31 protein-coding genes are annotated in these 20,846 nt (G+C 61.5%); 3 read left to right on the top strand and 28 right to left on the bottom strand.

Translation table 11 applies throughout. The annotated features are described in order from the left end of the window. Window positions 1-5: 5 nt before the first annotated feature. The 8 genes from CE453_RS28805 to CE453_RS25635 are packed head-to-tail and all read right to left on the bottom strand — an operon-like array spanning window position 6 to window position 4,690. A complete protein-coding gene (locus CE453_RS28805) occupies window positions 6-386 on the bottom strand; it encodes a hypothetical protein (RefSeq protein ID WP_157733190.1) in 381 nt (126 codons plus the stop codon). Further along, on the bottom strand, window positions 386-868 hold the full coding sequence (locus CE453_RS25665) for a lysozyme (protein WP_089177168.1): 483 nt from the start codon (window positions 866-868) through the stop codon (window positions 386-388). The genes CE453_RS28805 and CE453_RS25665 overlap by 1 nt, the downstream gene beginning before the upstream one ends. Continuing rightward, window positions 865-1,077, bottom strand: a complete 213-nt coding sequence (locus CE453_RS25660) for a DUF7940 domain-containing protein (protein ID WP_089177167.1) — start codon at window positions 1,075-1,077, stop codon at window positions 865-867. Before CE453_RS25660 ends, CE453_RS25665 begins: the two co-directional genes overlap by 4 nt. Next, a complete protein-coding gene (locus tag CE453_RS25655; protein ID WP_157733189.1) occupies window positions 1,074-1,274 on the bottom strand; it encodes a peptidoglycan-binding domain-containing protein in 201 nt (66 codons plus the stop codon). The genes CE453_RS25660 and CE453_RS25655 overlap by 4 nt, the downstream gene beginning before the upstream one ends. A 25-nt stretch (window positions 1,275-1,299) precedes the next feature. After that, complete coding sequence (locus CE453_RS25650) at window positions 1,300-2,448, bottom strand: hypothetical protein (protein ID WP_089177165.1); 1,149 nt, start codon at window positions 2,446-2,448, stop codon at window positions 1,300-1,302. Further along, a complete protein-coding gene (locus CE453_RS25645; protein ID WP_157733188.1) occupies window positions 2,445-3,386 on the bottom strand; it encodes a hypothetical protein in 942 nt (313 codons plus the stop codon). The genes CE453_RS25650 and CE453_RS25645 overlap by 4 nt, the downstream gene beginning before the upstream one ends. 3 nt (window positions 3,387-3,389) lie before the next feature. After that, window positions 3,390-3,755 carry a hypothetical protein gene (locus CE453_RS25640; protein WP_089177163.1) on the bottom strand — a complete coding sequence of 122 codons (366 nt, stop codon included), beginning with the start codon at window positions 3,753-3,755 and terminating at the stop codon, window positions 3,390-3,392. A gap of 29 nt (window positions 3,756-3,784) precedes the next feature. After that, complete coding sequence (locus CE453_RS25635; RefSeq protein ID WP_089177162.1) at window positions 3,785-4,690, bottom strand: hypothetical protein; 906 nt, start codon at window positions 4,688-4,690, stop codon at window positions 3,785-3,787. A gap of 11 nt (window positions 4,691-4,701) precedes the next feature. Between CE453_RS25635 and CE453_RS25630 the strand changes: the two genes are divergently transcribed. After that, window positions 4,702-5,442, top strand: coding sequence for a formyltransferase family protein (locus CE453_RS25630; RefSeq protein WP_089177161.1), 741 nt, complete (start codon window positions 4,702-4,704; stop codon window positions 5,440-5,442). 10 nt (window positions 5,443-5,452) lie between these two features. Here the strand turns inward: CE453_RS25630 and CE453_RS25625 are convergent, their stop codons facing one another. Genes CE453_RS25625 through CE453_RS25590 form a run of 8 tightly spaced genes read right to left on the bottom strand, consistent with a single transcriptional unit; the run spans window position 5,453 to window position 11,173 of the window. Beyond that, entirely contained in the window at window positions 5,453-6,445 is a 993-nt protein-coding gene (locus CE453_RS25625) for a hypothetical protein (RefSeq protein WP_089177160.1), read from the bottom strand. Between the two features lie 15 nt (window positions 6,446-6,460). Next, window positions 6,461-7,138: a DUF2612 domain-containing protein gene (locus CE453_RS25620; protein ID WP_089177159.1), complete on the bottom strand. Its 678-nt coding sequence runs from the start codon at window positions 7,136-7,138 to the stop codon at window positions 6,461-6,463. Then, a complete protein-coding gene (locus CE453_RS25615; protein WP_089177158.1) occupies window positions 7,138-8,319 on the bottom strand; it encodes a baseplate J/gp47 family protein in 1,182 nt (393 codons plus the stop codon). Before CE453_RS25615 ends, CE453_RS25620 begins: the two co-directional genes overlap by 1 nt. Next, entirely contained in the window at window positions 8,319-8,675 is a 357-nt protein-coding gene (locus CE453_RS25610; RefSeq protein WP_089177157.1) for a contractile injection system sheath initiator, read from the bottom strand. Before CE453_RS25610 ends, CE453_RS25615 begins: the two co-directional genes overlap by 1 nt. After that, window positions 8,675-9,364 carry a Gp138 family membrane-puncturing spike protein gene (locus tag CE453_RS25605; protein WP_089177156.1) on the bottom strand — a complete coding sequence of 230 codons (690 nt, stop codon included), beginning with the start codon at window positions 9,362-9,364 and terminating at the stop codon, window positions 8,675-8,677. The genes CE453_RS25610 and CE453_RS25605 overlap by 1 nt, the downstream gene beginning before the upstream one ends. Continuing rightward, complete coding sequence (locus tag CE453_RS25600) at window positions 9,364-10,311, bottom strand: phage protein (RefSeq protein ID WP_089177155.1); 948 nt, start codon at window positions 10,309-10,311, stop codon at window positions 9,364-9,366. Before CE453_RS25600 ends, CE453_RS25605 begins: the two co-directional genes overlap by 1 nt. Continuing rightward, a complete protein-coding gene (locus tag CE453_RS25595) occupies window positions 10,308-10,619 on the bottom strand; it encodes a phage baseplate plug family protein (RefSeq protein WP_089177154.1) in 312 nt (103 codons plus the stop codon). Before CE453_RS25595 ends, CE453_RS25600 begins: the two co-directional genes overlap by 4 nt. Next, window positions 10,619-11,173: a phage baseplate protein gene (locus CE453_RS25590; protein WP_198302211.1), complete on the bottom strand. Its 555-nt coding sequence runs from the start codon at window positions 11,171-11,173 to the stop codon at window positions 10,619-10,621. The genes CE453_RS25595 and CE453_RS25590 overlap by 1 nt, the downstream gene beginning before the upstream one ends. Before the next feature lie 21 nt (window positions 11,174-11,194). Here CE453_RS25590 and CE453_RS25585 point away from each other — a divergent pair, with 21 nt between their 5' ends. Beyond that, the gene (locus tag CE453_RS25585) at window positions 11,195-11,518 is read left to right on the top strand and encodes a hypothetical protein (RefSeq protein WP_089177152.1); all 324 of its coding nucleotides are present in this window, start codon (window positions 11,195-11,197) and stop codon (window positions 11,516-11,518) included. Next, window positions 11,509-11,829, top strand: coding sequence for a hypothetical protein (locus CE453_RS25580; protein ID WP_157733187.1), 321 nt, complete (start codon window positions 11,509-11,511; stop codon window positions 11,827-11,829). Before CE453_RS25585 ends, CE453_RS25580 begins: the two co-directional genes overlap by 10 nt. Here CE453_RS25580 and CE453_RS25575 read toward each other — a convergent pair. The 12 genes from CE453_RS25575 to CE453_RS25525 form a co-directional block, all read right to left on the bottom strand. Then, window positions 11,826-13,754, bottom strand: coding sequence for a phage tail tip lysozyme (locus tag CE453_RS25575; RefSeq protein WP_089177150.1), 1,929 nt, complete (start codon window positions 13,752-13,754; stop codon window positions 11,826-11,828). The genes CE453_RS25580 and CE453_RS25575 overlap by 4 nt on opposite strands. Further along, complete coding sequence (locus CE453_RS29010; protein ID WP_198302210.1) at window positions 13,747-13,899, bottom strand: DUF6889 family protein; 153 nt, start codon at window positions 13,897-13,899, stop codon at window positions 13,747-13,749. Before CE453_RS29010 ends, CE453_RS25575 begins: the two co-directional genes overlap by 8 nt. A 65-nt stretch (window positions 13,900-13,964) precedes the next feature. After that, on the bottom strand, window positions 13,965-14,345 hold the full coding sequence (locus CE453_RS25570; RefSeq protein WP_349236647.1) for a phage tail assembly chaperone: 381 nt from the start codon (window positions 14,343-14,345) through the stop codon (window positions 13,965-13,967). After that, entirely contained in the window at window positions 14,345-14,806 is a 462-nt protein-coding gene (locus CE453_RS25565; RefSeq protein WP_089177148.1) for a tail tube family protein, read from the bottom strand. The genes CE453_RS25570 and CE453_RS25565 overlap by 1 nt, the downstream gene beginning before the upstream one ends. Before the next feature lie 10 nt (window positions 14,807-14,816). Further along, window positions 14,817-16,628 (bottom strand): DUF3383 domain-containing protein, encoded by a 1,812-nt coding sequence (locus CE453_RS25560; protein WP_089177147.1) that lies wholly within the window; start codon window positions 16,626-16,628, stop codon window positions 14,817-14,819. Window positions 16,629-16,631: 3 nt separating this feature from the next. Beyond that, a complete protein-coding gene (locus CE453_RS25555) occupies window positions 16,632-17,216 on the bottom strand; it encodes a phage neck terminator protein (RefSeq protein WP_089177146.1) in 585 nt (194 codons plus the stop codon). Window positions 17,217-17,225: 9 nt separating this feature from the next. Continuing rightward, the gene (locus CE453_RS25550) at window positions 17,226-17,627 is read right to left on the bottom strand and encodes a hypothetical protein (protein WP_089177145.1); all 402 of its coding nucleotides are present in this window, start codon (window positions 17,625-17,627) and stop codon (window positions 17,226-17,228) included. Next, window positions 17,627-18,085 carry a hypothetical protein gene (locus CE453_RS25545; protein WP_089177144.1) on the bottom strand — a complete coding sequence of 153 codons (459 nt, stop codon included), beginning with the start codon at window positions 18,083-18,085 and terminating at the stop codon, window positions 17,627-17,629. The genes CE453_RS25550 and CE453_RS25545 overlap by 1 nt, the downstream gene beginning before the upstream one ends. After that, the gene (locus CE453_RS25540; RefSeq protein ID WP_089177143.1) at window positions 18,082-18,666 is read right to left on the bottom strand and encodes a DnaT-like ssDNA-binding protein; all 585 of its coding nucleotides are present in this window, start codon (window positions 18,664-18,666) and stop codon (window positions 18,082-18,084) included. The genes CE453_RS25545 and CE453_RS25540 overlap by 4 nt, the downstream gene beginning before the upstream one ends. A 3-nt stretch (window positions 18,667-18,669) precedes the next feature. Beyond that, a complete protein-coding gene (locus tag CE453_RS25535) occupies window positions 18,670-18,906 on the bottom strand; it encodes a hypothetical protein (RefSeq protein ID WP_089177142.1) in 237 nt (78 codons plus the stop codon). Then, window positions 18,906-20,036: a major capsid protein gene (locus CE453_RS25530; protein ID WP_157733186.1), complete on the bottom strand. Its 1,131-nt coding sequence runs from the start codon at window positions 20,034-20,036 to the stop codon at window positions 18,906-18,908. Before CE453_RS25530 ends, CE453_RS25535 begins: the two co-directional genes overlap by 1 nt. 17 nt (window positions 20,037-20,053) lie before the next feature. Continuing rightward, window positions 20,054-20,812: a hypothetical protein gene (locus CE453_RS25525; RefSeq protein WP_089177140.1), complete on the bottom strand. Its 759-nt coding sequence runs from the start codon at window positions 20,810-20,812 to the stop codon at window positions 20,054-20,056. Window positions 20,813-20,846 lie beyond the last annotated feature (34 nt).

The following is a 20,846-nucleotide window of genomic DNA, read 5'->3' as shown; positions in this document are numbered from 1 at the left end:
TCGGCTTATCGCTTCTCGTTGAGCAACCGGACGCGATCAGCGTCAAGGCCACAAGCGTCAGGGTTCGGAAGATCACGGTTGCGGCGCTCCAGATCTGCGTTTTCATTGGTAAGGCGGGAGATTTCTTCGGCTGCTTGCCGGGATGCCTCTTCGGCCTGCTTTGCCTGTGCTTCGCGCTCGGCTTTGGCCTTGTCGTTGGCTGCCTGAATTTGCGCCTGCCACTGGGCATTGTTCAGTGCGACGGCTACCTTGATCGCCTTGTCCTGCATGCGCTCGATGGCCGCGAAACCGCGCCAAAAGCCGAGTCCCGCCAGGAGTAGAGCGCCAAGAGCAATGGCGGCATAGATTATCGGTTTGCTGGCGCGAGCCATGAGAAAGGCGAGCATCACAGGCCCTCCAGGCACATGGCCCGCTCTTCGGCGCGACGGCGCGTGAGGCCTGGGAACACGACGCCAGCCGCACGGTTCCACTTCATGAAAGCATCGCAGGCAGCGCGTGGCTGGCCGGCGTTTTGCAGGCGAGCGACGCTGGATTTGCAGTAAGCCCCGGTGCCGATGTTGTAGGCCAAGCTTAGATGCGCGACGTAGCGCTTCGGGGACATGTCCTTGGCCGAAGGTACGCAACGCTCTACTGCAGTCCCGAACTCATCGGCTCGGGCCAGAAGCATCGCCTTGCACTCCTCGACGGAAAACTTCATGCCTGGTCGGATCGGTTTCCCGTCGATTGTTCTGGTTTCGCCGTAGCAGACGGTCCACGGATAGCCCTTGGTTGCGGGATCGGGGTATGCATTCTGGCGAAGTCCCTCGAAGCCGCCGATCAGCGCCGCAGTCAGGACAGCGACCTGCGCGCTTTTCTTGACGCGGCTCATTGGTCTCCCCCCGAAACCTTGTCCTGCTTGATCAGGCGAGTGGCTGCAGCAAAGCCTGACGCGACACCGACGAAAAGGCTGGCCGATACACGCCCGTCGACCCAGTAGGTCATTCCTGAATCGAGCGCGCAGGCGATGACGATCAGGATGTTGGTGTGTAGGCTCCAGGCGCTCTTCAGCACCCGTCGCCAGTTAGTGACGAGCTTCACGGTTCTTTCCTGAATGCTGGTTGCCCGGCCGCCATTGCGGCTTGGAGCGCCTTGATCGTCTTGGGGTCAGCCACGCCGGTAACGCGCAGGCGATGCGCCGTCTGGAATGCCTTGAGCACCTGCATGCGGCGCATAGGGCAACCATTAGGCGCATAGCCAAGCTTGCGCAGCGCGGCCTCGACAGAGGCCTCGTTCATGGTGGTGATCCGCTGATGAAGTGGATTAGTAGACCAGACCGGCGAAGGCCGGATCTGGCGCATAGCCGAGGCAGCGATCGAACAGCGCGCCCTTCGGGCCGTCCATCTCCTGGTTGCCTGGGGTCATGAGGTGGACGGTGTCGTTCTGAAAGATCGTCGGGTTGAGTACATTGGCGGGTGTCGTGGGCGACAACGCCGCAATCTGCGTCGTGTCGATGCCGAACTTGATCCCGAGAATGGCCTTGTTCGCCTTGAGGTAGTTCATCACCTCAACGTTCTTGGCGCATAGAACCGGGTCCGTCGTGCCGACACCCGCGCCGCGCGCGTACATCCCACAATGCACGAAGACGAGATCAGCCACGGCGGCATAGCGCGTCTTCAAGGCGGCGATGAACGGCTTCAGGCAGCTGTCGATATAGTTGATCGTGCCGGTGTAGGTCGCGCCCGGCGTTCCGACGGGGACCGCGGCGAGGCCGGGATTTCCGTTCGTGCTGCCATAGGGGATATCGTTCGTGTCGTGGATCGCGATGACGAGCTGCTGGCGCGGCCCGACGACCATGTCGACCATCTGCTCGATATTGTCGAGCCAGTTGAAGCCGATGGTGTAGGTCCAGCCAGCGATGTTGACGAGGCGCCCGCTGTCCCGGCCGAAATTCCAGATCAGGCGGGATTTGCCGTGCGCCCACCTGTGGTTATGGGCGAATTTCTCAGACGATGTCGTCGAAGAGAAGAAAGTCGGCAGTCCGTTCGTCTGGATACCTTGCGCCCACATCTGATCCTGCGCGTTCGTGGATACGCCGCCGATCGATGAATTGCAGCGGCTATCTCCAACGCAAATGATCACCTGGCGGCGCAGACCGTCATTCTTCAGGTACGGGATGGTCGATGTGTTGCCATAGGAGCCGCGCGCCGTCGTCGAGTTGTAGCGGAAGTCCGAGACATCCAGACCGAGCGCTGTTGCGGCGCTGTATACGGAATCGGGCACAGCCAGATCGTATTCGGTGCTGTTGAGCACGCGCATCGTGCCATACTGCGTCGTGCCAGGCATCGGGCCGAACAGAGCAGACAAGCGGCGGTGAAGGCTGCGCTGATCCTTGTCCTCGCCTCCTTGCGCCTGGGCGACGGCTGCGGCGACGGCCGGAACAGCGATGGCGGGGCGAATGTATTGCGTCATGCCGCACCATCCATCTCGGCCTTCATCTGGCCGCGCTCCGTGGCGTCGATATTGGACTTGAAGACCCAGCCCGCGATCTCGCAGAGGCTGGGGCTGTTGTTCTGTCCGTTGTCGCCAATCGAGATCACGACGCTATCCGGCGTATTGAACGACCACGGCGCTGTTTCGGCCGGTGTCCATGCCTCGGTGTAGGGGGAAGACGTGCTGTTGAGATAAAGCGAGATAGAGGCCTGCGCGCCCGTCCAATCAAGTTCGAAGCCCACCGTGTTGAAGGCGTCGTTCGTGAGTTGCGGGCCGGAGGCGATCGTCGTCGTCTTCTGGGCACCGTCCGCTGCAGATAGGATAGCATAGAGCCGGCGGCCCGAAGTTGTCCCGTTGATGTACAGAGCGAAGCGCTCTGCGGCCGATCCATTGCCAGGTGGAGAGGCGTTGGACGGCGCTTCCGAAATGCAGATCAGGCAACGTTTCGAGCCCGTCACAGCGAGATCACTGCGCGGCTTGACCCGCATCCAGCCAGAGAGCTTGCCGAGGCCGTTCAGGAGCGAAAGCCGTTCCATCAGAAGCGAATGGCCGGCGATATCGGTGACGGCGCCGCCCGATGCTCCCTTGAGTGGCTGCAGCGCCTTGTCTCCGCGGCGCACGCCATAGCCGTTACCGCTCAGATCCTCCACGGCCGACACGGTGTCGAAGGCGACAGTGTCGTAATAGACAGAGGCCTGATCGACGCCGTTCCAATCCTTCCAGGTCTTGGCGATATTGCTCCATGCGAGCAGATTGGTGGAGCCGAAAGACGGGGTTGGGAGTATGGCATCTTGCGGTCCTGCGGGAGTATTTCCGCCACCTGACGCGCCAGAAAATGCCCCCCCTTTCCCAAAAGCGCCGCCTTTCCCGAAAGCGCCGCCCTTGCTGAAAAGTCCTCCCCTGGAAAATGCCGACATGCTTTAGGCCTTGAAGAAAGTAACGGACCCAGAGCAAGCCGCGCCAGACACAAGGCAGATGTGTGTAACGGCGGTCGTGCCATCTTCTAGGTAGTCGCTGATGTGACGAAGGGCCGGGTTGAGTTCAGCACCATTCGCGCTCTGACCGCTCGACGGAACCGCAACGGTCGTCGTACCGGATACGCCATCCACTGCCCAGAAGTCGCCATTGAACGAAAAATCTACCGCCTTAGCCCCGGCGGGGATCGCAATATTGGCCTGAGTGTTGGCCGCAAGAACGATATTATAGATCCAGGAACGCCCACCGAACTGGCGCGCGAAAGCGCCCCGCGGGTTCGCCGCGGAGGCCGTGAAGAATTGACGTGTCATGGATGCTCCGTGAGGAGGTGGAAGTTGGATCAGTAGAAGGTGGAGCGCCACTGGCTGAACGGCAGTGCAGTCCAAGTCCCGTTTGTGCCGGGGTAGTTCGCGATCTGAGTGGTGTAGCTGGCAAGGCCTGGGGGAACGCCCCAGCAAATCCCGCCATTGGGCATCGCCATGCCGGGCACTTCGTACACCCGCTCGCACCAGTCCAAAACCATCGCGGGCGATCGGAACATGGCCTCGTAGAACGCCGACAACCAACAGGTCGCGCCAGCCGTTGCGCGGCCAACGCGGGACTCGGCGAGTTTAACGGGAACGCAATTCGACGGGCGCGCTACCACAACGTCGGCAAGGGAAAGCAACTGCCCTGAGATGTCTGCCCATCCCCGATCATTCGGAACATCGAAGAATTTCCAGGCCCCCCCGACCTTTGCTTCAAGAGCGATATGGCCATCATCGAAGCCGTTCGTCCGAGACACGCTCATAAGGTGCACCTGCCGCGTCTCGACGCCGACAGAAGGCGCGCAGCCGCGCACGAAGGCGGTTGTGAGCCCGCATCGCATTTCGACCGGGCGAGACTTCGCAATGGTCAAAAGCTGGGCCTGAGACTGACCCTCATCGAATGCCCCGTAAGAGCAAAGGGAGGACATCGCTTGGAGGAACGTCAACGGGTCCATGGTCCCGTCAACTTCAGTCACGACGCGGTAGCCGCCATCCGCATAGGGCGTGCCCCACGGCGTGGCATAATCATTGGCCATTAAGGAGATGAGGCCCTGCCTGTCGAGAGTGTAAAAGCCTGCATTTCCTGCGTAGTTATTGTACAGGAACGTACGCTTCGTCACGAAAAGCCCAGTGCCGAGGCTGCCGTTGCCCTGCATTTGCGGGATGACATCGATTGCGCCATCCGGCGTGATATAAGCGACCCTCTGATACAGGCTCATACGGACCTCAAATGAATGGAAGAATTGAGCTCGTGCCCGCGCCCTCGCTTGATGCGAGCGAGATGATGAAGGTGCGTGAGAGGCTTACTGACCCGTCGGCGATCGTCGCGGGTCACGACCCCGATCGCGTCGTGCTTCTTGCCGACCCGTCAGATGATCTCGCTGCGTCGATGGTCCAGCGGTTCGGGCGCCCGCTTTTTGTCAGAAGCGTCGAAGACCTCCGCCTAGCGTCAGGCCGGGTACTGCTTTCCTATGGAACGTCTGTCATCGTCCCGGCGGATGTGCTCGAACGCTTCGCCGGTCGGGCCTATAACATCCACGCCGCATCCCCAGACTACCCTGGACGCGACCCGCACCACTGGGCGACCTATGACGGCGTGACACGCTACGGTGCGACGATGCACGTCATGACGGAGCGCGTAGACGAAGGGGCGATCGTCGATGTGGAGTGGTTTGACGTACCCACTGGCGCCAAACCCTCTCAACTCCTTGCGATGGCCAACGACGCCGCGCTGCGGATCATGAAACGCAATGCGGCAAAGCTTCGGGCTGGCGCCGCACTGATGCCGTTGCCTGGGGTCAAATGGGGCGGCGTTAAGCGATCTCGCAAAGACTTCCTCGAGATATGCCGGATCACGCCAGACATTGAACCGGCAGAGCTCGACCGTCGGTTCAATGCCTTTGACGGTGAGCGCCACGCCAACCTTTGGGTTGAGATTTGCGGGCGAAGGTTTGTCGTCGATCGCCGCTAAGGGCCAAAGATCACGCCCCCCGGAAAACGACGGATAGACCCATTGGGCCGTTCTGCGCCACACCGGAATTGTGCTTCTGCGTCAGATTCAACACGTCACCGGCAGTGAGCTTCAGCAAGCCAGCCCCTGAAAAGAATGCACCGAGGCCGAGGGCCGCGCTGTTGATCGAAGATCCAGAACTGCCGATCTTCGAAATGCTGTTTACATTTATTGACGACACATAAGAGAAAGATCCCGATGTTATCGAGTAATTCGAATAAAGGTAAAACGAGATATCATAATATCCAGTTACACCGATTGTTATATCGCCGGACACTAGCGTTGTTCCGGGCAAATTATTAACAATACTACCGAAAGTTGTGATTTTTGTCAGAGTATTATCTGGCACGTTAAAAGTCGTTGCAGGGTTGGCGATAAGCCCGTAAACCGGCGTCGCCCGAATGGCCGTATTGATATCGCTCGGCAGCGGCGAAACGACCACGATGTTGGTGCCGTCATCGATCGTCGGATACCAGGTTCCGGCGACGAGATCGCCGACGGCGGGGTCCGACGTGCCATCCCGGCGCTTGATCGGACGCGTGCCGAGCCCGCTGACGTTGGCGGTGACGGTGGTGGCAGTGTTCGTCGCAGGCGCCTTGACCCAGAGCACGCGGCCAGCCGCGTAAGCGGCCAGAGCCGGCGTCGGAGCCACGACCCAGGCGTTCGCGGTGCCGGTGGCGATGGCGTATTTGAATTTGCCCGCCTGAAGCGTCCGAGCCAGAGATGTCTCGAGATTGCCGATATTGCCGTCATCCAGCGCGTCGAACCCGCCATAGTCGTTGATCAGTTGCCCGATCATCGCGGCCATGGCAGCACTTTGGCGAAGGCCCTTGTTGACCTGGCTCGACTGCGCGACGCCTGCGGTGTAGCCCGAAAGCCGCGCCGCCAGGGCCGCCCAATCGGTTTGCGCAAGCACATTCGCTCCGCCCGCCGTGGCGAACGGCAGGAAGTCATTCGTTGGCATCGAGTGCTCCGAAGATCAGGAAGTGAAGTAGCTCGGAGGGGCGCCCCATGCGCCGCTGTCCCAGCCGGAAATGTAGCTATTCTGGACGTCGAACCCGAAAAGTGGGCCGTTGACGGTTGTGATCAGGTAGTTGGCCTGAACACCTTCTGGTTTGAGTGGCAGATAGCCTTGCGAAAGCAGCGCGATAAAAAGCGCCGAAGGGATCACGCCAGAGACGCCGAAGGTGATCGTCATGTCTTGGTTGTCGATGACGATGATATTGGTGTCGCCATTCGGAAACAGGATTTCTAACGCCTGTTTTGCGCTCGGTAGGGTGCCATCCCAACCATTCGCGGCGATCTTTGCCCGCAACAACGTACGGTAGGTTTCATCATCGAGGCGCGTGATGCCGGCCGGTGTGTCGTATTGAGGCTGATACCAGACACCCTGATCGAAGCCTTTGAGCGAGGTGTCCCAAGAGAACCATGCGCTCGCAATCGGCACCTTCACGAAGCGGGACCGCCCCACCCATTCGCCAACTGCGTCGAGTTGAGCACCGATGGCTTGGTCGATGTCGAAGTCGAGCGGCAGATGCTCAACGAAGGCTTGCTGTGCGACGACAGGCTCAACTAAGGCTTTGATCATCGCAGCAAACTTGGGCTTGCCGCGGTGGAATGAGGTTGTGAGCCCAAGATAGGTATCCGTATCTGCCATCAGGACACCGTGATTGCGACTTTGGTCAGGTCAGCCGTCGGAGCCTCGTTGAAGGCGATGGCGAGGTCCGACGTTCCAAACGAACCGGCATTTTTCGCTATCGTCAGAGCCGTTACTTTGTAGGTCTTGGCGTCAGGTGAGAGCGACAGGTTGACCGGCACGAACATTTCAGCCCATTCCACGAAGCCGTTGGTTCCGCCAATGTCGAGGCCGTTGATAAAGTCGATGACAGACTGCTTGATGCTCGCCTCGATTGCCGCGGTGTAGCCAGCTTGCGCGGTCAGCGAGATATTGACTTTGATAGTCGCGGTCGTCGGTCGATAGAACTTGATCGCGCGGGCAACGCCGTATTCATCAGTGATGGTGACGCTGGTCGTGCCATAAGTGCCAGTTCCCGGCGTCTTCTTGTCCACAATGGCCTGCGCGATCGCGGTCGCATCGCCACCCTGCACCACCAAGGAAATCGAATGGGCGGGGATGCCGTTTCCGTCGGTCGTGTTGGTGTCGTTCTCGTAGCCCCTGAGGCGCTGCACACCGGTCACGGACGCGACGGCGCCAATAGTGCCCTCAAATACCGTGCGGGACGGCAGAGCGGTCGAAGTAGTCTGCCGCTGGCGAAGCGTGGCGTCGAGCTCGACCGGCTGCCCAGGACTGGCCGCGTTAGCGTTCGTCACGCTCTGCCAGCCGCGCGTCGGAGTTCCGATCGTCGACACAGCGCCCGGCAGTGCATTGATCCCGCCAGCATCCTTGGCGGTTGCGGTGACGGTGATGGACCCGCCAGGGGGGATCGTCACACTGGCCGGGAGGAGCCACTGATTGCCGGCGTCGTCTTTGGCAATGCCCGCGGTGATGGTGGTTCCGGCTTGACCGATGAGCGTCAGGTCAACCGTGGAATTCGATGCGACAAGCCGCTTGAGACCGTTGATCTTGACGACAGAGGATAGCCCCACGCCACGCGCCGAAGAGGGCGAAAAGGCATTGTAGACCTGCACCGCCATGGCGTTCGCTTGATCGACGGCGGCAGCGAAGATGGCGAGAAGCTGGCCGTCCTGGCTGTCGGGATCTATGTAGATGTCCTGGCCGTAGATGCCGCGAAATTCGTCCTGCAGGTAGGAAAGCACGGCCGAATAATCCGGCTTGAAGATGCCGTTATCGTCGATCGTGCAGACAGGAAGAGCCATTAGACATTAACCCCAGAAAGCGTCGCAGGCCCGTAGATCGTGTCGATCGTCATGTTGACGCTGAAGCCGCGCGTGTCGCGGTTGAGTGAACTCGAATAGTCGAGGAGAGCCTTGGCGCCTTGCGTGCCCAGCACGCGGCGCCGGATAGCCGGGTCGCGAGTGTTGGCGGTGCGCACGCCCAGAACCTGCGTGTTCCAGGTCATGCCTTCGCGGCTGTCCAGGAACCACTCACCTTCGAACAGGAAGAGCCTGGTCTGGACTGCCTGCGCGACAGCTTCCGGCTGATCCTTCCAGAAGTCCGCGGCACCGTTTCCGAATGAGTAGTCGCCATCTGAATCGAGCTTGCGATAGCGCATTAGTCTGTAGGCCCGCCGCTGGTCCCGCTGCCCGTTTGCACACTGGTATGCTTATGGGTCGACAGGTGGATGCCGTTCAGGATGATTTCGCCCGTCACAACGAGCGTCCCGGTGAAGTTGATGTTTCCGGTTCCGCCGCTCATCGTCACGCCGTTCGCTGCGGCAATCCCAACTGACTTGTCGGTCGTGATGCCGACACCGCCCGCCCCAGAAAGGCTGATCTTGGTATTACCATCGTCCGAGCGGACTTCGGTGGCTTCGGTCGAAACGTTGGAGAGTGCCTTCGGGTCGGATTTGAACCCCAGCGCGGCAAAGCCGTTCGACAGGTTGTTCATCCGCGAGTCGGTCGGCACTTGATCGCCGCCACTCTGTTGCCAGCTTGCCGGTGAGCGGGATGTGAAGTGCATCAGCACTTCGTCGCCTTCCTTCACCGGGAAGGTCATCGTCTGCCCGCCCCCCGAGGGGAACTGGACAGGCACGTCCTGCAGAACCGGAATGTCGACCGCCTTCTGCGATCCGTCTTCCTGCTTGATGAAGCCCTTGACCGTGAGCTGGACCGAGGCCCGTTGCTTGGTGGCGTCGTAGGACACAACTCGGCCGGGAGCTGAAGTCCAGAAGTTGGCAAACTGCTGCTCAATGGCTGAGCGCAGCATCTCCTCCGGGTCGGCAATCCTCTCTCTGGCGTCCATCAGTTCTGTCCGGGATCGAGGTCGACGCCACGATTGGCGAGGCCGATCGGCTGCGGGCCTTGGCCATCGGCTCGGGTGCAGACGACTTCGGTGTACCAGGGGTTGCCGTGCGTATCGCCGTGATGCTCGCTGACCAGCACCTTGTAAAAGCCGTCCTCGGCAATCGATGGGATCATGCTGTTCTGGACTGCGGCGGTGTAGTTCGGGCTGAATGCCGCTTCCTGAACGCTGCCTTGATCGAGTTTGATCTTGGTGCCAGGCACGATCTGCGGGTTGAGCAGCATCCGCACGATAATCCCCCCGATAGTCTGGACGGGCAGGCCGATCATGCCGGTCTGCGAATTGACCACGAAGTCCTTGCCAGGGAGCGTCTCGTTGTTCTTCAGGATCTGAAGCTTCTGGTTCTGAATGCTCCAGCTTGAGCCCGTCGATGTCGCCACGTCGCGAAGAAGATCGCGGGCCATGCCGAAGAGCGTGAGCGCGCGGGGCGCCTGCTTGCTACCGAGGTCGGTGATGTAGCCAGCCGTCACGCCGTAGGGCTTCATGGCCTGAAGTGCGACGTCGACCTGATCCTTGAAGGTGGCGCCCGACGCCAGTGTCTTGCTGACCGTCGAGAAGTTGTAGGCGCGGTCCCCAGATGTCGCCACAAGGGCCAGAAACGTCTCGACAGGGTTTTCGCGCCCGTAGCGCGCCTGGATGACGTTGCCCTTGAAGATAAGCCCCCAGCCCTCCTGGTAGCCCGCCTCGAGCGAGACCGTGACGCCTTCTTTCTTGATGAACTTCTTGGCCGTCTCGACCTTCGGGTTGGTCACGAAAATCTCAGCGGAATTGGGCCGCTGGATGTCGTTTTGTTCAACCTTGAAGCGGATACGAAGCTGGGAGACGTCGACCTCTTCGGCGCTATCGCCAATCGTCAGCTTGACCTTTCTGATCCACTGGCGCGTCATGACGAGATAAAAAGCACCTGGCCGTTGCTGCCGAGATTGTCGTAGGTCGGCTCGACCAAAGGGGAGCCGTCGGTCTGAACGCGGATTTCACCGGGCAGGTTGAGGTAGTCGAACTGCTGCAGGACGTTTTCGCCGGCCGTGAGCGGCAACCCCAAGATGATTGGGTTGCCGTTGACGTTGGACAGGTCGATGAACCAGCCGCCATCGGACGTATCGCACCAGCCAAAGCGAAGGGTGTAATCAACCTCGCCAAGCTGGATTTGCATCTCCTGCGCCTGTGGCAGAAGCGGGAAATACCAAGTCGCCATCAGACCCCGCCTACGACACGCCCGCCTGGGCCGGTCTTGAGTTGCTGCTGCCCGGTTTGCGCCGTCTCGCCCGTTTTGGCGGGGTTGGCCTGAGCGCTGTTCGGCGCGGATGTGGTTTGCGTCGAGACGATGATCACCTCGCGAATGCGCGCCGTGACCATGAGGATGTTTTCGCTCCGCTCGTCGGTTTGCACCGCGAGCGAGGAGATCAGCATGTTCTGGTATGAGCGCTTGCCGGTCGTGAGGTTGAACGGCTCGCGCGTCTTCTGCAGGTCGAGCAGGGCGTCATACGCTTCTCGGGCGTACCCGACATAGCCGCCCGTCGAGTCCGACCAGCCGATCTGCATCTCGACCTCAACCGGGCGCATGAAGGCGTGATCGGAGATCGCCGCGCCGCGCTCAACCGGATGATCGGTGATGACCATTTCGTCGCGCATAGTCTCGCGCACCACCACGTCCGGGATCAGCGTGCCGATCTGGCGCGCGCCCGTCGTGATCAGCGCGAAATTGTCGTCGAGAATGGGCATATTGAACCTGGAACGATCCTGCGCCACCTATCGAGCAAGGAGGCTCACATGAGAGCGATTGTTCTGGCGTTGGCGCTGATGGCTTCTGGCTCCGCCCTGGCATCCCAAGGGCGCTGCTTGCTCGTCGTGGACGGGCGCACCTACCTGAAGGGTCTGTGTCCGATTGACACACAAAGCGACGGTAGTTTCAGCATAGGAACGGGGCCGCGCCCCTCGTTCTTCGCCTATGTGACGGTGGACAAGTCCGGCACGGCGGTTGGGTATTGGAACGAGGAGCGCGGCGTTTCGCACGCCCATTCTGATCTCGGCACGCTGACGCGAAACGGTGCGTGCTGGGTCAACGAGCGGGCAAAAGTATGCGCTTGGCGATAGCCGCAGTCCTGATCGTCTTTAGCCTTCCGGCCTTTGCCGAAACGCCATTTCCGATCGTTGACGTCGAGAAACGTTGTACTATGGCGCAGGATCGAGCCGTGCGCCGTGCCGACTGCATCGCGAGCGAACAGCGCGCCTATGATGCGATGAAACAAAACTGGCATTTGGTAGAAGATCGCTTTCGATCCGCCTGCGTGAAGCAGTTCGGCAGCGTTCTTATGGCATATACCGCAATGGAGCGGTGCCTGGCGGATTCGTTTGCGGTCCAAGAGATGAACCGCGAGCGTCCCGCCAAGCCTTTTCGTTATTAGCGAACCGCGCCCTGCATATTGCGAAGCATGGTGCCGTTGACGCCCTTTTGGGCATCTGCGACCGCCGCTCCGGTTGCTGCAGGGTCCGAGCCGCCGAAAACGGTGATCTCTGTCTTCTGCGTCATGTCGACGTTGGTCGCGTTGCTGTTGGCAGCTGGAGCAAGAGGGGTGATACCCGCCCCGATCAGTGCCGCATTGCTTTGCACCGCCGCCATCGAGCCAGCATTGATGCCGCTGAACGGCGTATAGGGCACGACGTTGCCCGGCTGATTTGCGGCTCGCTCAGCAGCCCGCAGAGCGCGATCTGCCCATTTCTGGCGCGAGGCATAGTTCTTGACGCCAGCACGCTCGTAGCCCGCCTCAAACGCCACCATGGCCTCGCCAACCGAACCCGCCTCCTTGACGCGGGCGACAACGCCGGCATGGTTCGTGCGGAGCTCGTGGCGGAGAAAGCCGTAGTTGGCCTCATCCGAAGCGGGATCGAGGTTATTGGCCGCAGCCCAAGCCTCGAATGCCTTGCGGCGCGGGCCAGTCCACTGTGCCCAACCATACCCCCCGCGACCGGCTGTTGGATTGCGCTCCTGAAGCTCGTTGAGGCCGCTACTTTCGTGGCCGAGGTTTCCGAGAATGCCGGCCGCTTGCTCCTTAGTGAACCCGAAGTCGTCCATGAGGCGCCGCATGATGCCGGGCGCCTTCTGCGTGAAGGTGCTGCCGCGGATCGGTGCGTTGCTGCCACCCGAGGAAGCGGTTGGCGCGTCCTTCCCGCCCAGAAACTTGGGCATGGTGCGTTGCCACCAGTTGCGGTTGTCCTTGATGCCGTTCGAGCCGTTGAAGGCGTTCGATCCGCCCCAAGTCCCGTTCGCGCGGCGTCGCGCAATCTCCTCGTCTTCGCCGCCGTTGGCGGTCGAAGGATACATGCCAGCGACGAACCCCAGCGTGGCTGGGTTGATGCCTAGTTTGAGCAGCATGGCACCGAAGCCGGTGCCGACCGCCCCGAATGCGCCCAAAATACGGACGAGCCACGAGCCGACAAGGAAAGCGGCAAAGGCAGCCAAAACGACCTGAAGGCTATCAACTGCCTTCTCGATCTTGGCGAACATGTCGACGATTGGGCCGTCGCCCTTTTCGACCAACCGGATGAAGGCCTTGGTGACGTCCTCCGCAATCTCGGCCAAGCGCGTAAAGAACGCCTTGATCTGTTCCGAGTTGTTCATCAGGAAGTCGTCGAAGCGCTTGATGATACGCTCGATCTGCGGGCCAAGGCTGATGAGCAGCTTTTCGCCCAAAGCCTCAGCCGTCGCGCCTAGCTGGCGCCAGGCATTCGACAGGTCGCGTCCAACGCGCGCCGCCTGATCCTGGTTGACGCCAAGCGCTTCCTGCTTCTTCCGGTATTCCTCGATATAGCGGACAAGATCGCCAGATTGCAGCGCGCGATAGGTGCGCTCGTCGAGGCCAAGGGCCTCCATATACTGCAGCTGGACATAATACGGCTTGGACTGGAGCGTCTTTGCCAGATCCCGCGCGATCTCGACCGTATCGCGCAGCTTGCCGTTCTGCTCGGTCGCCACGCCCAGCGAGCGCACAAGGCTGCCGAAACCGGGATTGGAACGGAGCTTCTGGCCGAAGGCCTCGATCGAGTCCGTGGCGCCCTGATACGAGCCGCCAAGCTGGCTGACCGCGTACCCAACCGCCTTGATGTTCGCCACGGACGCATTGGTCCGCTGCGACATGTAGTAGAGATCGTCGAAGCCCTTCGCGATTTTTGTGATCGCGGCAGTCGTCGCAACCGCGACGCCAGTCAGAATCGTGCCGAGCGCGATGGCCGATTTGGTGGCCGCTTCGACGCTGTTTTTGAACTTGGCTTCGCTCGAGCCGTCGACCCTATAGCCAAGCCCGACCAGAAATTCTTTGATCGTCTCAGCCACGCGGCTTGCTCGCTTCCTGGGCTCGCGTGGCGTTCTCGTCCAAGGCGTCGATCGCCTCGTTCAATTGCGCCACGTCGCAGAGGTCGAGAGAGCCATCCTTCAGGCTCTCATACCGGCAGAGCCCGCGAACGACGGGCTTCATCATAAAGTCCATGCCATCCGGCAAGTGGACCGCTTCGTAGGAAACGGACGCGCCTCTGCGATCAATCGTCAGGGGCGTCCGAAGGAGAAAGGGCCAATGGCGTTCATGACGACATTGCCCGAGATCATGAGCATCGCCAGCATGTCGATGTCTTCGAACATGGGCCGCTTGGCTGAGGCGTTCCACACCGCGACCCAGCCCGTATCGCCGTCCTTCTTGCGCTGGACGGTCGAAAGACAGCGGTCGACGATGTAGTTCACGTCATCATCCGGCAGGCGAGCTGCGACCTCGGCAATCGGGCCGAGCGAGTCCAGGCCCTTTGGCGCGTCGCCGGCCAAGTCCTTAAGCGCGCCGATGACGGGCGACAGCCGACGCAGAACGTGAAACTGCGTCAGCGCGTCCATCTTGCTTGCGCGATACTCATGATCGCCAACCGTAAACTCGTGCATCAGAGCACCGCGGGCGTGCCAGTGCCGAGCACGTAGTCGATCTGGGCCGCGTTCCAGGTCCATTCCATCATGCCGCCGTCCTTGCCGTAGACGACGTCCGGCACCTTGCGAAAGCCGCAGCCGACGCAGGTGACGGAATCGCCGCTGACCGGGTTGCGGATGGAAATGGTGTTCTGGCCGTAGTTGGCCGAGGACGACGTGTCGATGTTGAACATGTCCATCAGCATGGCATTGGTCGGGCTCGTCTTGAGCAGGCGAACCGTGACCGAACCATTCTTGGCGGCGTGCAGCGAGTGCATGCCGTAGCCATCGGCTCCGACCACGAGAGAGCCGCGGTCCTCAGCCTGGGCTACGGTGATGCCCTCATCGCTCGAGCCGGCTCCATTGCCGATCGAGAAAGAGCCGTTCGGGCCGTCAATGGCGGCCTGAACGTCGAGAAAGCTATAGGTGTTCGAGGCCATTCTTCAGTCCTCAGCGGTTCACGTTGATGATGACGTCGACCGAGTGGACCGCGCCGGCCAACTTGACCGCGATCTGGATCGGAACGGACTTGCGAGCTTCGCGATCAGCCTGGCTCTGCGTGGCGACTGGCGGCGCGTAGACGTAGAAGCCCTTGGACAGATAGTCGCCAGACTTGAGCTGACCGAAGCCGCCCGCATTCCACTGCCCCGGAGCTACGAGGCCATTGGCAACCGCCTGCGCCAGCCGCGCCTCGATCGCCGTAACGATGCGGTGCGTGCCCTCGTCGGTCTGTGGGATCTTGGTGGTCGACGTGTAGAGCAGGTTATAGACGGCGGTCTGAACGTCGTTCTCGAGCCAGTCGAGGCCATGGCGCTCGTCGAAGAACGTGCCATCGGCCATGACGCCTTCCTGCACGATCGCCGTCGAGTTGTCGTAGTTGACGAAAACGTTGACGTGCTTCGCCTTCAGGGCGGCGGCCTGCGTCTCCGTGATCGTCTCTGCCCGAACGCCCGGCTCCTGCTTGAACTTCATCGTCAGGGTCGTGTTGGACCCGTTGAAATTCACCGTCGAAGCACGGCCAAAGAACGAAGCCACGGCCTGCGGCTCGTACTGGCTGTACTGGCTGAACGTGCGGCCGAGCTTGTTGGCCGAGAGCAGATAGCCAAGATCGGTCGTGCTGGTGGGGTCGATCGCCGTGGTATCGGTGATGGTGACGCCAAACACGCGCTTCTTCTGCTGCGCCTCGATGATGTTGGCCGCAGCGATGATCGAGGCGCTATCAACACCAGTCTCGACGAGCTCGCCTGCATACCAATCGCCGGATGCTGCAATCAGAGCCGTGACACCAGCCGCCAGCGTCTCCGCGGCGATGCCGTTGGCGGGAAGGCTGGCCTGCGTGCTCTTGCCCTTGAGCAAGTCCGCGACAGACGTGCCGGAGCCACCCGACAGCGTAGCGCCCGAGATCGCCGGGTTGGTCCCGCTCTTGGCCAGCGTGTAGGCGTTGCCGGCGGTACCCGTGACCTTGGAGATCACATAGACCTTCACGCCGACCGCGAGATAGGTCATCAGCGACAGGTTGGCGTCGGTCGATGCGTTGGCAAAAGCCGCGAAAGCAGTGGCCATGGCCGCGCCAGTGCCTGCGATGTTAACCTGATTGCCCGTGGCGCCCGAGGTCTTGAACGTGACCGCCGTGCCCTGAATGGTCACGGTGTCGTTGTTCGCCGGCAGCGAGGTGAAGTCGAGATAGCCGAACGCGGTGGGGTCAGACAGGAACGAAATCGACGAGCTCGTGCCGGTCGTGCCCGACTTGATGACGAAGCGGCCGTTGTCGGCGTCCCAGACGACGGTCGAAGAGGCGACAAGCGCCGCAACGGCGGTCTGCAGGACCGACGCCACGCCGTTGAGGTTGGTCTGAGCCGAGAAGTTCAGACCCGACACCGTGCGCGGTACGCCGTCCAGCACAAAATAGAACGCGCCGGAGGTGATGGCCGTGAAGTTGGCCAGAGCCTGCTCAGCGGTCGTCAGGACTCCACCACGTAGGGTCGCGCTGGTGGCGGTGCGCGCCCAGCGGCCAATGTAGAGGATGGACGGCTGCGGCGACTGTGCGAAGTGCTTGACCGCACCCAGATATTCAGGGTCGGTGGTCGAGAAATCCTGCGCCACGCCGGACAGGTTGGAATATTGACGAATGCGTTCGCCAACGTCGATGACGTCCGTCGCGCCGATCAGAAGCCCTGCGCCGAAATTCCGGGTCGGGGCCGCAAGCGGCGAAAGGACGATCGAGACATTGACGACATCGGAAACGGCAAGGCCCTGGGCCATTGATTAGGACTCCGTGACGGTGAACGGCTGCGTGCCGTCAGGCGTGCTGACAGTGCCTTGGGCCGAAAGAAGGTTGAGGACCGGATAGGTGCGAGTAACGCACCGTCGAAAGCGCACCGGGACGTCGTATTTCTCGATCCAGGTGTTGTTGAGTAGGTCAGGCGCCTTAATGATACGGCCCGTCTCGAGCACGCTCATCTGCACCTTGAAGAGCTCTTCGCGGTTTTGCGCGATGGACAAGCCATCCTTGAAGAGCGCAGCGTTGGATGCTGCGGCAGGGCCGTAGAAGCTTGCCAGAAGATCGATTGTCTCGTGCCGCTGAAGCTCGTCGTAGCCGTCGCCCGTGCCGTGATGAATGACTGCGGGAAAGGCGTCGGCCTCGATGCCTGTGACGCCAATGGCGCACCAATTCACGGTGCGCTCAGGCCTGGGCAGTGGGTTGGCCGCCCATCTCGGACGCACCAGCGTTCCGTCGATGCCGGTGATGCCGACAACGACCTTTTGCAGGATGTCATCGAGATCGTCGCCTTCAGCCGGCGGCGCGCTGGACTGCGCGAGATAACCGCCCGTTGCCGAGGTGTTGGGCATGCTTGGATCTCAGGTCGGGGGCGGGTTCAGCGGAAGCTGATCGGCAAGAATGAGCCAGAAGCCTTCACCGAAGTTGTTGTAGGCGTTCTGCGCGACCACCGTGAACGCGCTCTCGTTCCAGATGATAACGTCCGAAGTGGTGCCCAGAATGGCATCGCCCATCTCGACCTTGAACTTGGTCACAAGCGTCATGCCGTTGGTATTCGTCTCGCCTTCCGGCCTACGCACCAATCCCCCGTCACCGCCAGGGAGTGCGTAGCCGGAAATGGCGACTCCCTCGATCGGGAACGTGACCGTGGTCGGAACGCCGCGACCATCAGGCCCAGGCACGAGCGTTGTGCGCTGAAGCGTGATGGTGTCGTCGCGAAACATCGGATCATCGAGCACGAAGGCGACGTCGAGATCGGGCATTACTTGTCCTCGATGACGAAGTTGACCGCCTGCCGAAGCGCGCCCGTGTCGATCAGCGGCTTGTTCGAGCCCTTGCGCCGGATGGTTTCTGGCTTGTTAGGAACGAAGGGGCCGTCGACGATCTTCTGCTGAACCGAGCCCTGCGCGACGAGGCCGACTTTGTTCAAGGTCGCGTTCGCAGTTGACTTGCCATCCAATGCGTCAATCGCCCCCGCCTTCATGACCTTTTCGATCTGAGGCAAGGCGTTGCGGACGCCGGGGATCAGAAACGGCCGGGCCGGGATATTGGCGCCGGGCGCTCCGTACTCGTGAATGTAGGCGATGGTCGGGTTGTTGAGCTCGTCTTCGTCGCGTTTGGCGGTCGTCTGCGGCAGGCCAACCTTGACCTCCTGCATCGCAAGCTCACGGATCGCCTTGAGCGTGTCCGACAGCTTGTCCTTGAGGACGACCGTGGTCATGCCCGCTGAATCCGCACATTGCCGGCCGTGGCGCCTGGGGCGTTCTTGACGAGGCCAAGCAGCAGACGGTCGATAGCCTTCAGCTTGTCGTGACGCTGCGAAACGGGCGCCGCATAGCTGTTGGTGTAGGACACGCGGTCCACCGTGCGGCTGGTCGACGTGATCGCCGCGGTGTTGCCGTTCTTGATGAAGTCGAAGCCCGTCGCAGACAGCAAGGCCGCTTCCATGCAGGCGCGCTGCACAGCCTTCGGCACCTGATCGGCCCAGATGGGGAAGCCGTCGTAGTCGTACAGGATGACTGTGACGCGCGGGGCGAACCCGCGCATCGTGTAGAGCGAAAGGCCGGGCGACATGTCTCGCGGCCAGGCTCGCGCCTGACCTTGACTGTAGCGATAGCCGTTCCAAAGCCCGAAATAAGCGTCATCGACCCATTGGGTTGCGGCGATGATCGCCGCTTCCTTCTGGGCCACGTTGAGCGCCGTCCATGCCGTATTGGTCGCGAAGTAGGCATCCGCGTCGGCAACGGACACATAAGCATTCGCGTCCGTCTTGGCGGTGCCGTCTTCAACGATCAGGGTCATGGGTCAGGCCTTCAAAGCCGCATCGATCTCGGACTTGAGCCGGTCGTTCGACCAGCGGCCATCGACCTTGATGCCGAGCTCGCCGGCTTGCTTGACGAGATCATCACGCGGATCGGCCGGCTTCGGCTCCTCGTAAAGCTCCATGCCGTCAACGAAATCGGACTCGTTGAAGATCACGAAGCCGCCCGGAGCGTCCGGGCTTTTGACCCGAACGGTGGGGCAGGTCTCGCCAGACGACATCAGCCGAGCACCAGCGCGGAGAATTCGCCGTTGACGGTCTTGAAGCCCCAGGCGAGGTGCAGTTCCCAGGAACGTTGGCCGTACTGCGCGATGTCGAGCATGAGATAGGTCATGCCCATCGGGTCGGAGATGGCCATCTGCGAGATCGTCGGGTTTTCCGGGATCAGCGGCGGGCGCATGATGCCGACGCAGGCGGTGCGCTCGAAGGCCAGGTTCGCGGTGTAGTTGTTGCCGACCGTGACGTTGGTCGCGGAGGCCGGGATCGCAACGCGAAGACCGGGGGCGCCGATGGTGATCGCGCCGCCCGAGAGCGCGCCGGTCACGACGTATTTGTTGGTATCGCCCGCGATCGAGATCACGTCACCCGCCAGGATGGTGCCGGACCCCGTGATCACGTTGATGACGGTCGAGCCGACGGCGTAACCAGCAGTGTCCGTGGTATAGGACGCGCCCGTGCCCTTGGTGTGGACGCCGATACCGGCCGACTCGGTCAGCACGAAGCCGAACTGACGCTGGAACAGGCCCGAGCGGCGCTCTTCGTCCGAACCAGCCGCATAGGCCTGCTGGATAACCGACAGGTTGCGCAGATTCAGGCCCGCGGAGGTGTCACCGACGAACTGAAGATCAGCAAGCGGGGCACCGTTGTCCTGCAGGATCTTGCGGGCGTTGGTGAGCGGCGAAAGGTCCGAAGCGAACGGGGTGGTGCCGGCAGTGCCGAAAGCACGCGAGGCGCCAACCTTGAGGGCGGTCGCGGCGTCGATCTCGCACTCGTTGCGCAGCGTGCGCATGCCCTGCTTGACCAGCTGGGAAACCCAATCGTTGTCGATCGTGGCGTTCTCGAGCGAGCGCTGCTGTTCGCCGGTCAGGTTCCATGAAACCTTGCGCGACTTAGTGATCTGCACGCCGATCGAAGAGGCGGTGGCATCGGTGCCGGCCGCGGCAACGTTGCCGGGCACGAAGTCCGAGGCTGCGCGGGTCGGGGCAACCGGCACGAGGACGGTATCGCCCTTCGCAACGCGCTTGTCGTCGAAGCGGGCATCGAGGGCGGAGATAACGCCGAAGGGTTCGGCGGCAACCTGCTTGGCCGCGCTGAACAGCGTCGGCGCGAGGGCGGTAAGCGTATTGGCCACTATGGGCTCCTATGGGATCAGGGTGTGATTTGAAGCCCCTGAGCCATCCGTGCGGCCCGCTCTTTTGGCGGCAGCGCATTGAAGTCAGCCAGGGACATTGATTTGCTGCCGGCTCCCCCGGCTCCAGAGTTGGGGAGCTTCCCGCCACCCCCGGCCCCGCTCGCCTTGAAGAGCGAAGGCCACTTCGAGATCGCTTCCTTGACGAGGTCGTCGAAGGTCGCGAGCCCGGATTTTCCAGAGCCAGCCATGGGCGTCTCGCCGTCGGCAGCCATGATCTTGACGACGCGAACGCCGTCTTCCGTCTCGAACTTGATGCGGTTTGCCAGCCGGTCCGGCAGAAGGTCGATGCCCTCCTCGGTGGCCCCGGCTTTCGACAATGCCGTCATGACATTGGTGTCGATGATCGCGCGGCGCTCGGACGCCTTGGCGGCGTTGAGCTCCTGCTCGAGCGTCTTCTTCTCGTTCTCCCAGGCCGAACGGTGCTGGCCGAGGATCTTATCGAAGTCGCCCGACTTTTCGGCTGCTTCGCGCTCGCGCTTGGTGCGCTCTTCCGCGAGAGCCTTGATTTCCTCAGGGCTCAGGCCGAGCTCGCGATAGGCTTTCGCGGTCTTCTCGTGGTCGCGGGCAGCCTTGCGCTCTTTTTCGAGCGCGGTCTTGAGGCCGCTGGTGTCCTCGAGCCCCTCAACCTTGAGGGCGAATTTGCCATCGCGCTCTTCGTAGAAATCGCGCAGGGTCTCAGCCACGCCATCCAGCGTGTCGACAGTCAGTTTGAGCATGAAGCGTCCCGCTTACGGTGAAAGCCCCATCTCG

This window comes from Bosea sp. AS-1 (genome assembly GCF_002220095.1).
Classification (GTDB): Bacteria; Pseudomonadota; Alphaproteobacteria; order Rhizobiales; family Beijerinckiaceae; genus Allobosea.
The sequence above is the reverse complement of the archived record's forward strand: the minus strand, read 5'-3'. Positions and strand labels throughout refer to the sequence as shown.

Coding starts and splice junctions, on each gene's coding strand:
- CE453_RS28805 (WP_157733190.1), bottom strand. CDS start 386: ATGCTCGCCTTTCTCATGGCTCGCGCCAGCAAACCGATAATCTATGCC.
- CE453_RS25665 (WP_089177168.1), bottom strand. CDS start 868: ATGAGCCGCGTCAAGAAAAGCGCGCAGGTCGCTGTCCTGACTGCGGCG.
- CE453_RS25655 (WP_157733189.1), bottom strand. CDS start 1,274: ATGAACGAGGCCTCTGTCGAGGCCGCGCTGCGCAAGCTTGGCTATGCG.
- CE453_RS25650 (WP_089177165.1), bottom strand. CDS start 2,448: ATGACGCAATACATTCGCCCCGCCATCGCTGTTCCGGCCGTCGCCGCA.
- CE453_RS25645 (WP_157733188.1), bottom strand. CDS start 3,386: ATGTCGGCATTTTCCAGGGGAGGACTTTTCAGCAAGGGCGGCGCTTTC.
- CE453_RS25640 (WP_089177163.1), bottom strand. CDS start 3,755: ATGACACGTCAATTCTTCACGGCCTCCGCGGCGAACCCGCGGGGCGCT.
- CE453_RS25635 (WP_089177162.1), bottom strand. CDS start 4,690: ATGAGCCTGTATCAGAGGGTCGCTTATATCACGCCGGATGGCGCAATC.
- CE453_RS25630 (WP_089177161.1), top strand. CDS start 4,702: ATGAATGGAAGAATTGAGCTCGTGCCCGCGCCCTCGCTTGATGCGAGC.
- CE453_RS25625 (WP_089177160.1), bottom strand. CDS start 6,445: ATGCCAACGAATGACTTCCTGCCGTTCGCCACGGCGGGCGGAGCGAAT.
- CE453_RS25620 (WP_089177159.1), bottom strand. CDS start 7,138: ATGGCAGATACGGATACCTATCTTGGGCTCACAACCTCATTCCACCGC.
- CE453_RS25615 (WP_089177158.1), bottom strand. CDS start 8,319: ATGGCTCTTCCTGTCTGCACGATCGACGATAACGGCATCTTCAAGCCG.
- CE453_RS25610 (WP_089177157.1), bottom strand. CDS start 8,675: ATGCGCTATCGCAAGCTCGATTCAGATGGCGACTACTCATTCGGAAAC.
- CE453_RS25605 (WP_089177156.1), bottom strand. CDS start 9,364: ATGGACGCCAGAGAGAGGATTGCCGACCCGGAGGAGATGCTGCGCTCA.
- CE453_RS25600 (WP_089177155.1), bottom strand. CDS start 10,311: ATGACGCGCCAGTGGATCAGAAAGGTCAAGCTGACGATTGGCGATAGC.
- CE453_RS25595 (WP_089177154.1), bottom strand. CDS start 10,619: ATGGCGACTTGGTATTTCCCGCTTCTGCCACAGGCGCAGGAGATGCAA.
- CE453_RS25585 (WP_089177152.1), top strand. CDS start 11,195: ATGAGAGCGATTGTTCTGGCGTTGGCGCTGATGGCTTCTGGCTCCGCC.
- CE453_RS29010 (WP_198302210.1), bottom strand. CDS start 13,899: ATGATGAAGCCCGTCGTTCGCGGGCTCTGCCGGTATGAGAGCCTGAAG.
- CE453_RS25570 (WP_349236647.1), bottom strand. CDS start 14,345: ATGCACGAGTTTACGGTTGGCGATCATGAGTATCGCGCAAGCAAGATG.
- CE453_RS25565 (WP_089177148.1), bottom strand. CDS start 14,806: ATGGCCTCGAACACCTATAGCTTTCTCGACGTTCAGGCCGCCATTGAC.
- CE453_RS25560 (WP_089177147.1), bottom strand. CDS start 16,628: ATGGCCCAGGGCCTTGCCGTTTCCGATGTCGTCAATGTCTCGATCGTC.
- CE453_RS25555 (WP_089177146.1), bottom strand. CDS start 17,216: ATGCCCAACACCTCGGCAACGGGCGGTTATCTCGCGCAGTCCAGCGCG.
- CE453_RS25550 (WP_089177145.1), bottom strand. CDS start 17,627: ATGCCCGATCTCGACGTCGCCTTCGTGCTCGATGATCCGATGTTTCGC.
- CE453_RS25545 (WP_089177144.1), bottom strand. CDS start 18,085: ATGACCACGGTCGTCCTCAAGGACAAGCTGTCGGACACGCTCAAGGCG.
- CE453_RS25540 (WP_089177143.1), bottom strand. CDS start 18,666: ATGACCCTGATCGTTGAAGACGGCACCGCCAAGACGGACGCGAATGCT.
- CE453_RS25535 (WP_089177142.1), bottom strand. CDS start 18,906: ATGTCGTCTGGCGAGACCTGCCCCACCGTTCGGGTCAAAAGCCCGGAC.
- CE453_RS25525 (WP_089177140.1), bottom strand. CDS start 20,812: ATGCTCAAACTGACTGTCGACACGCTGGATGGCGTGGCTGAGACCCTG.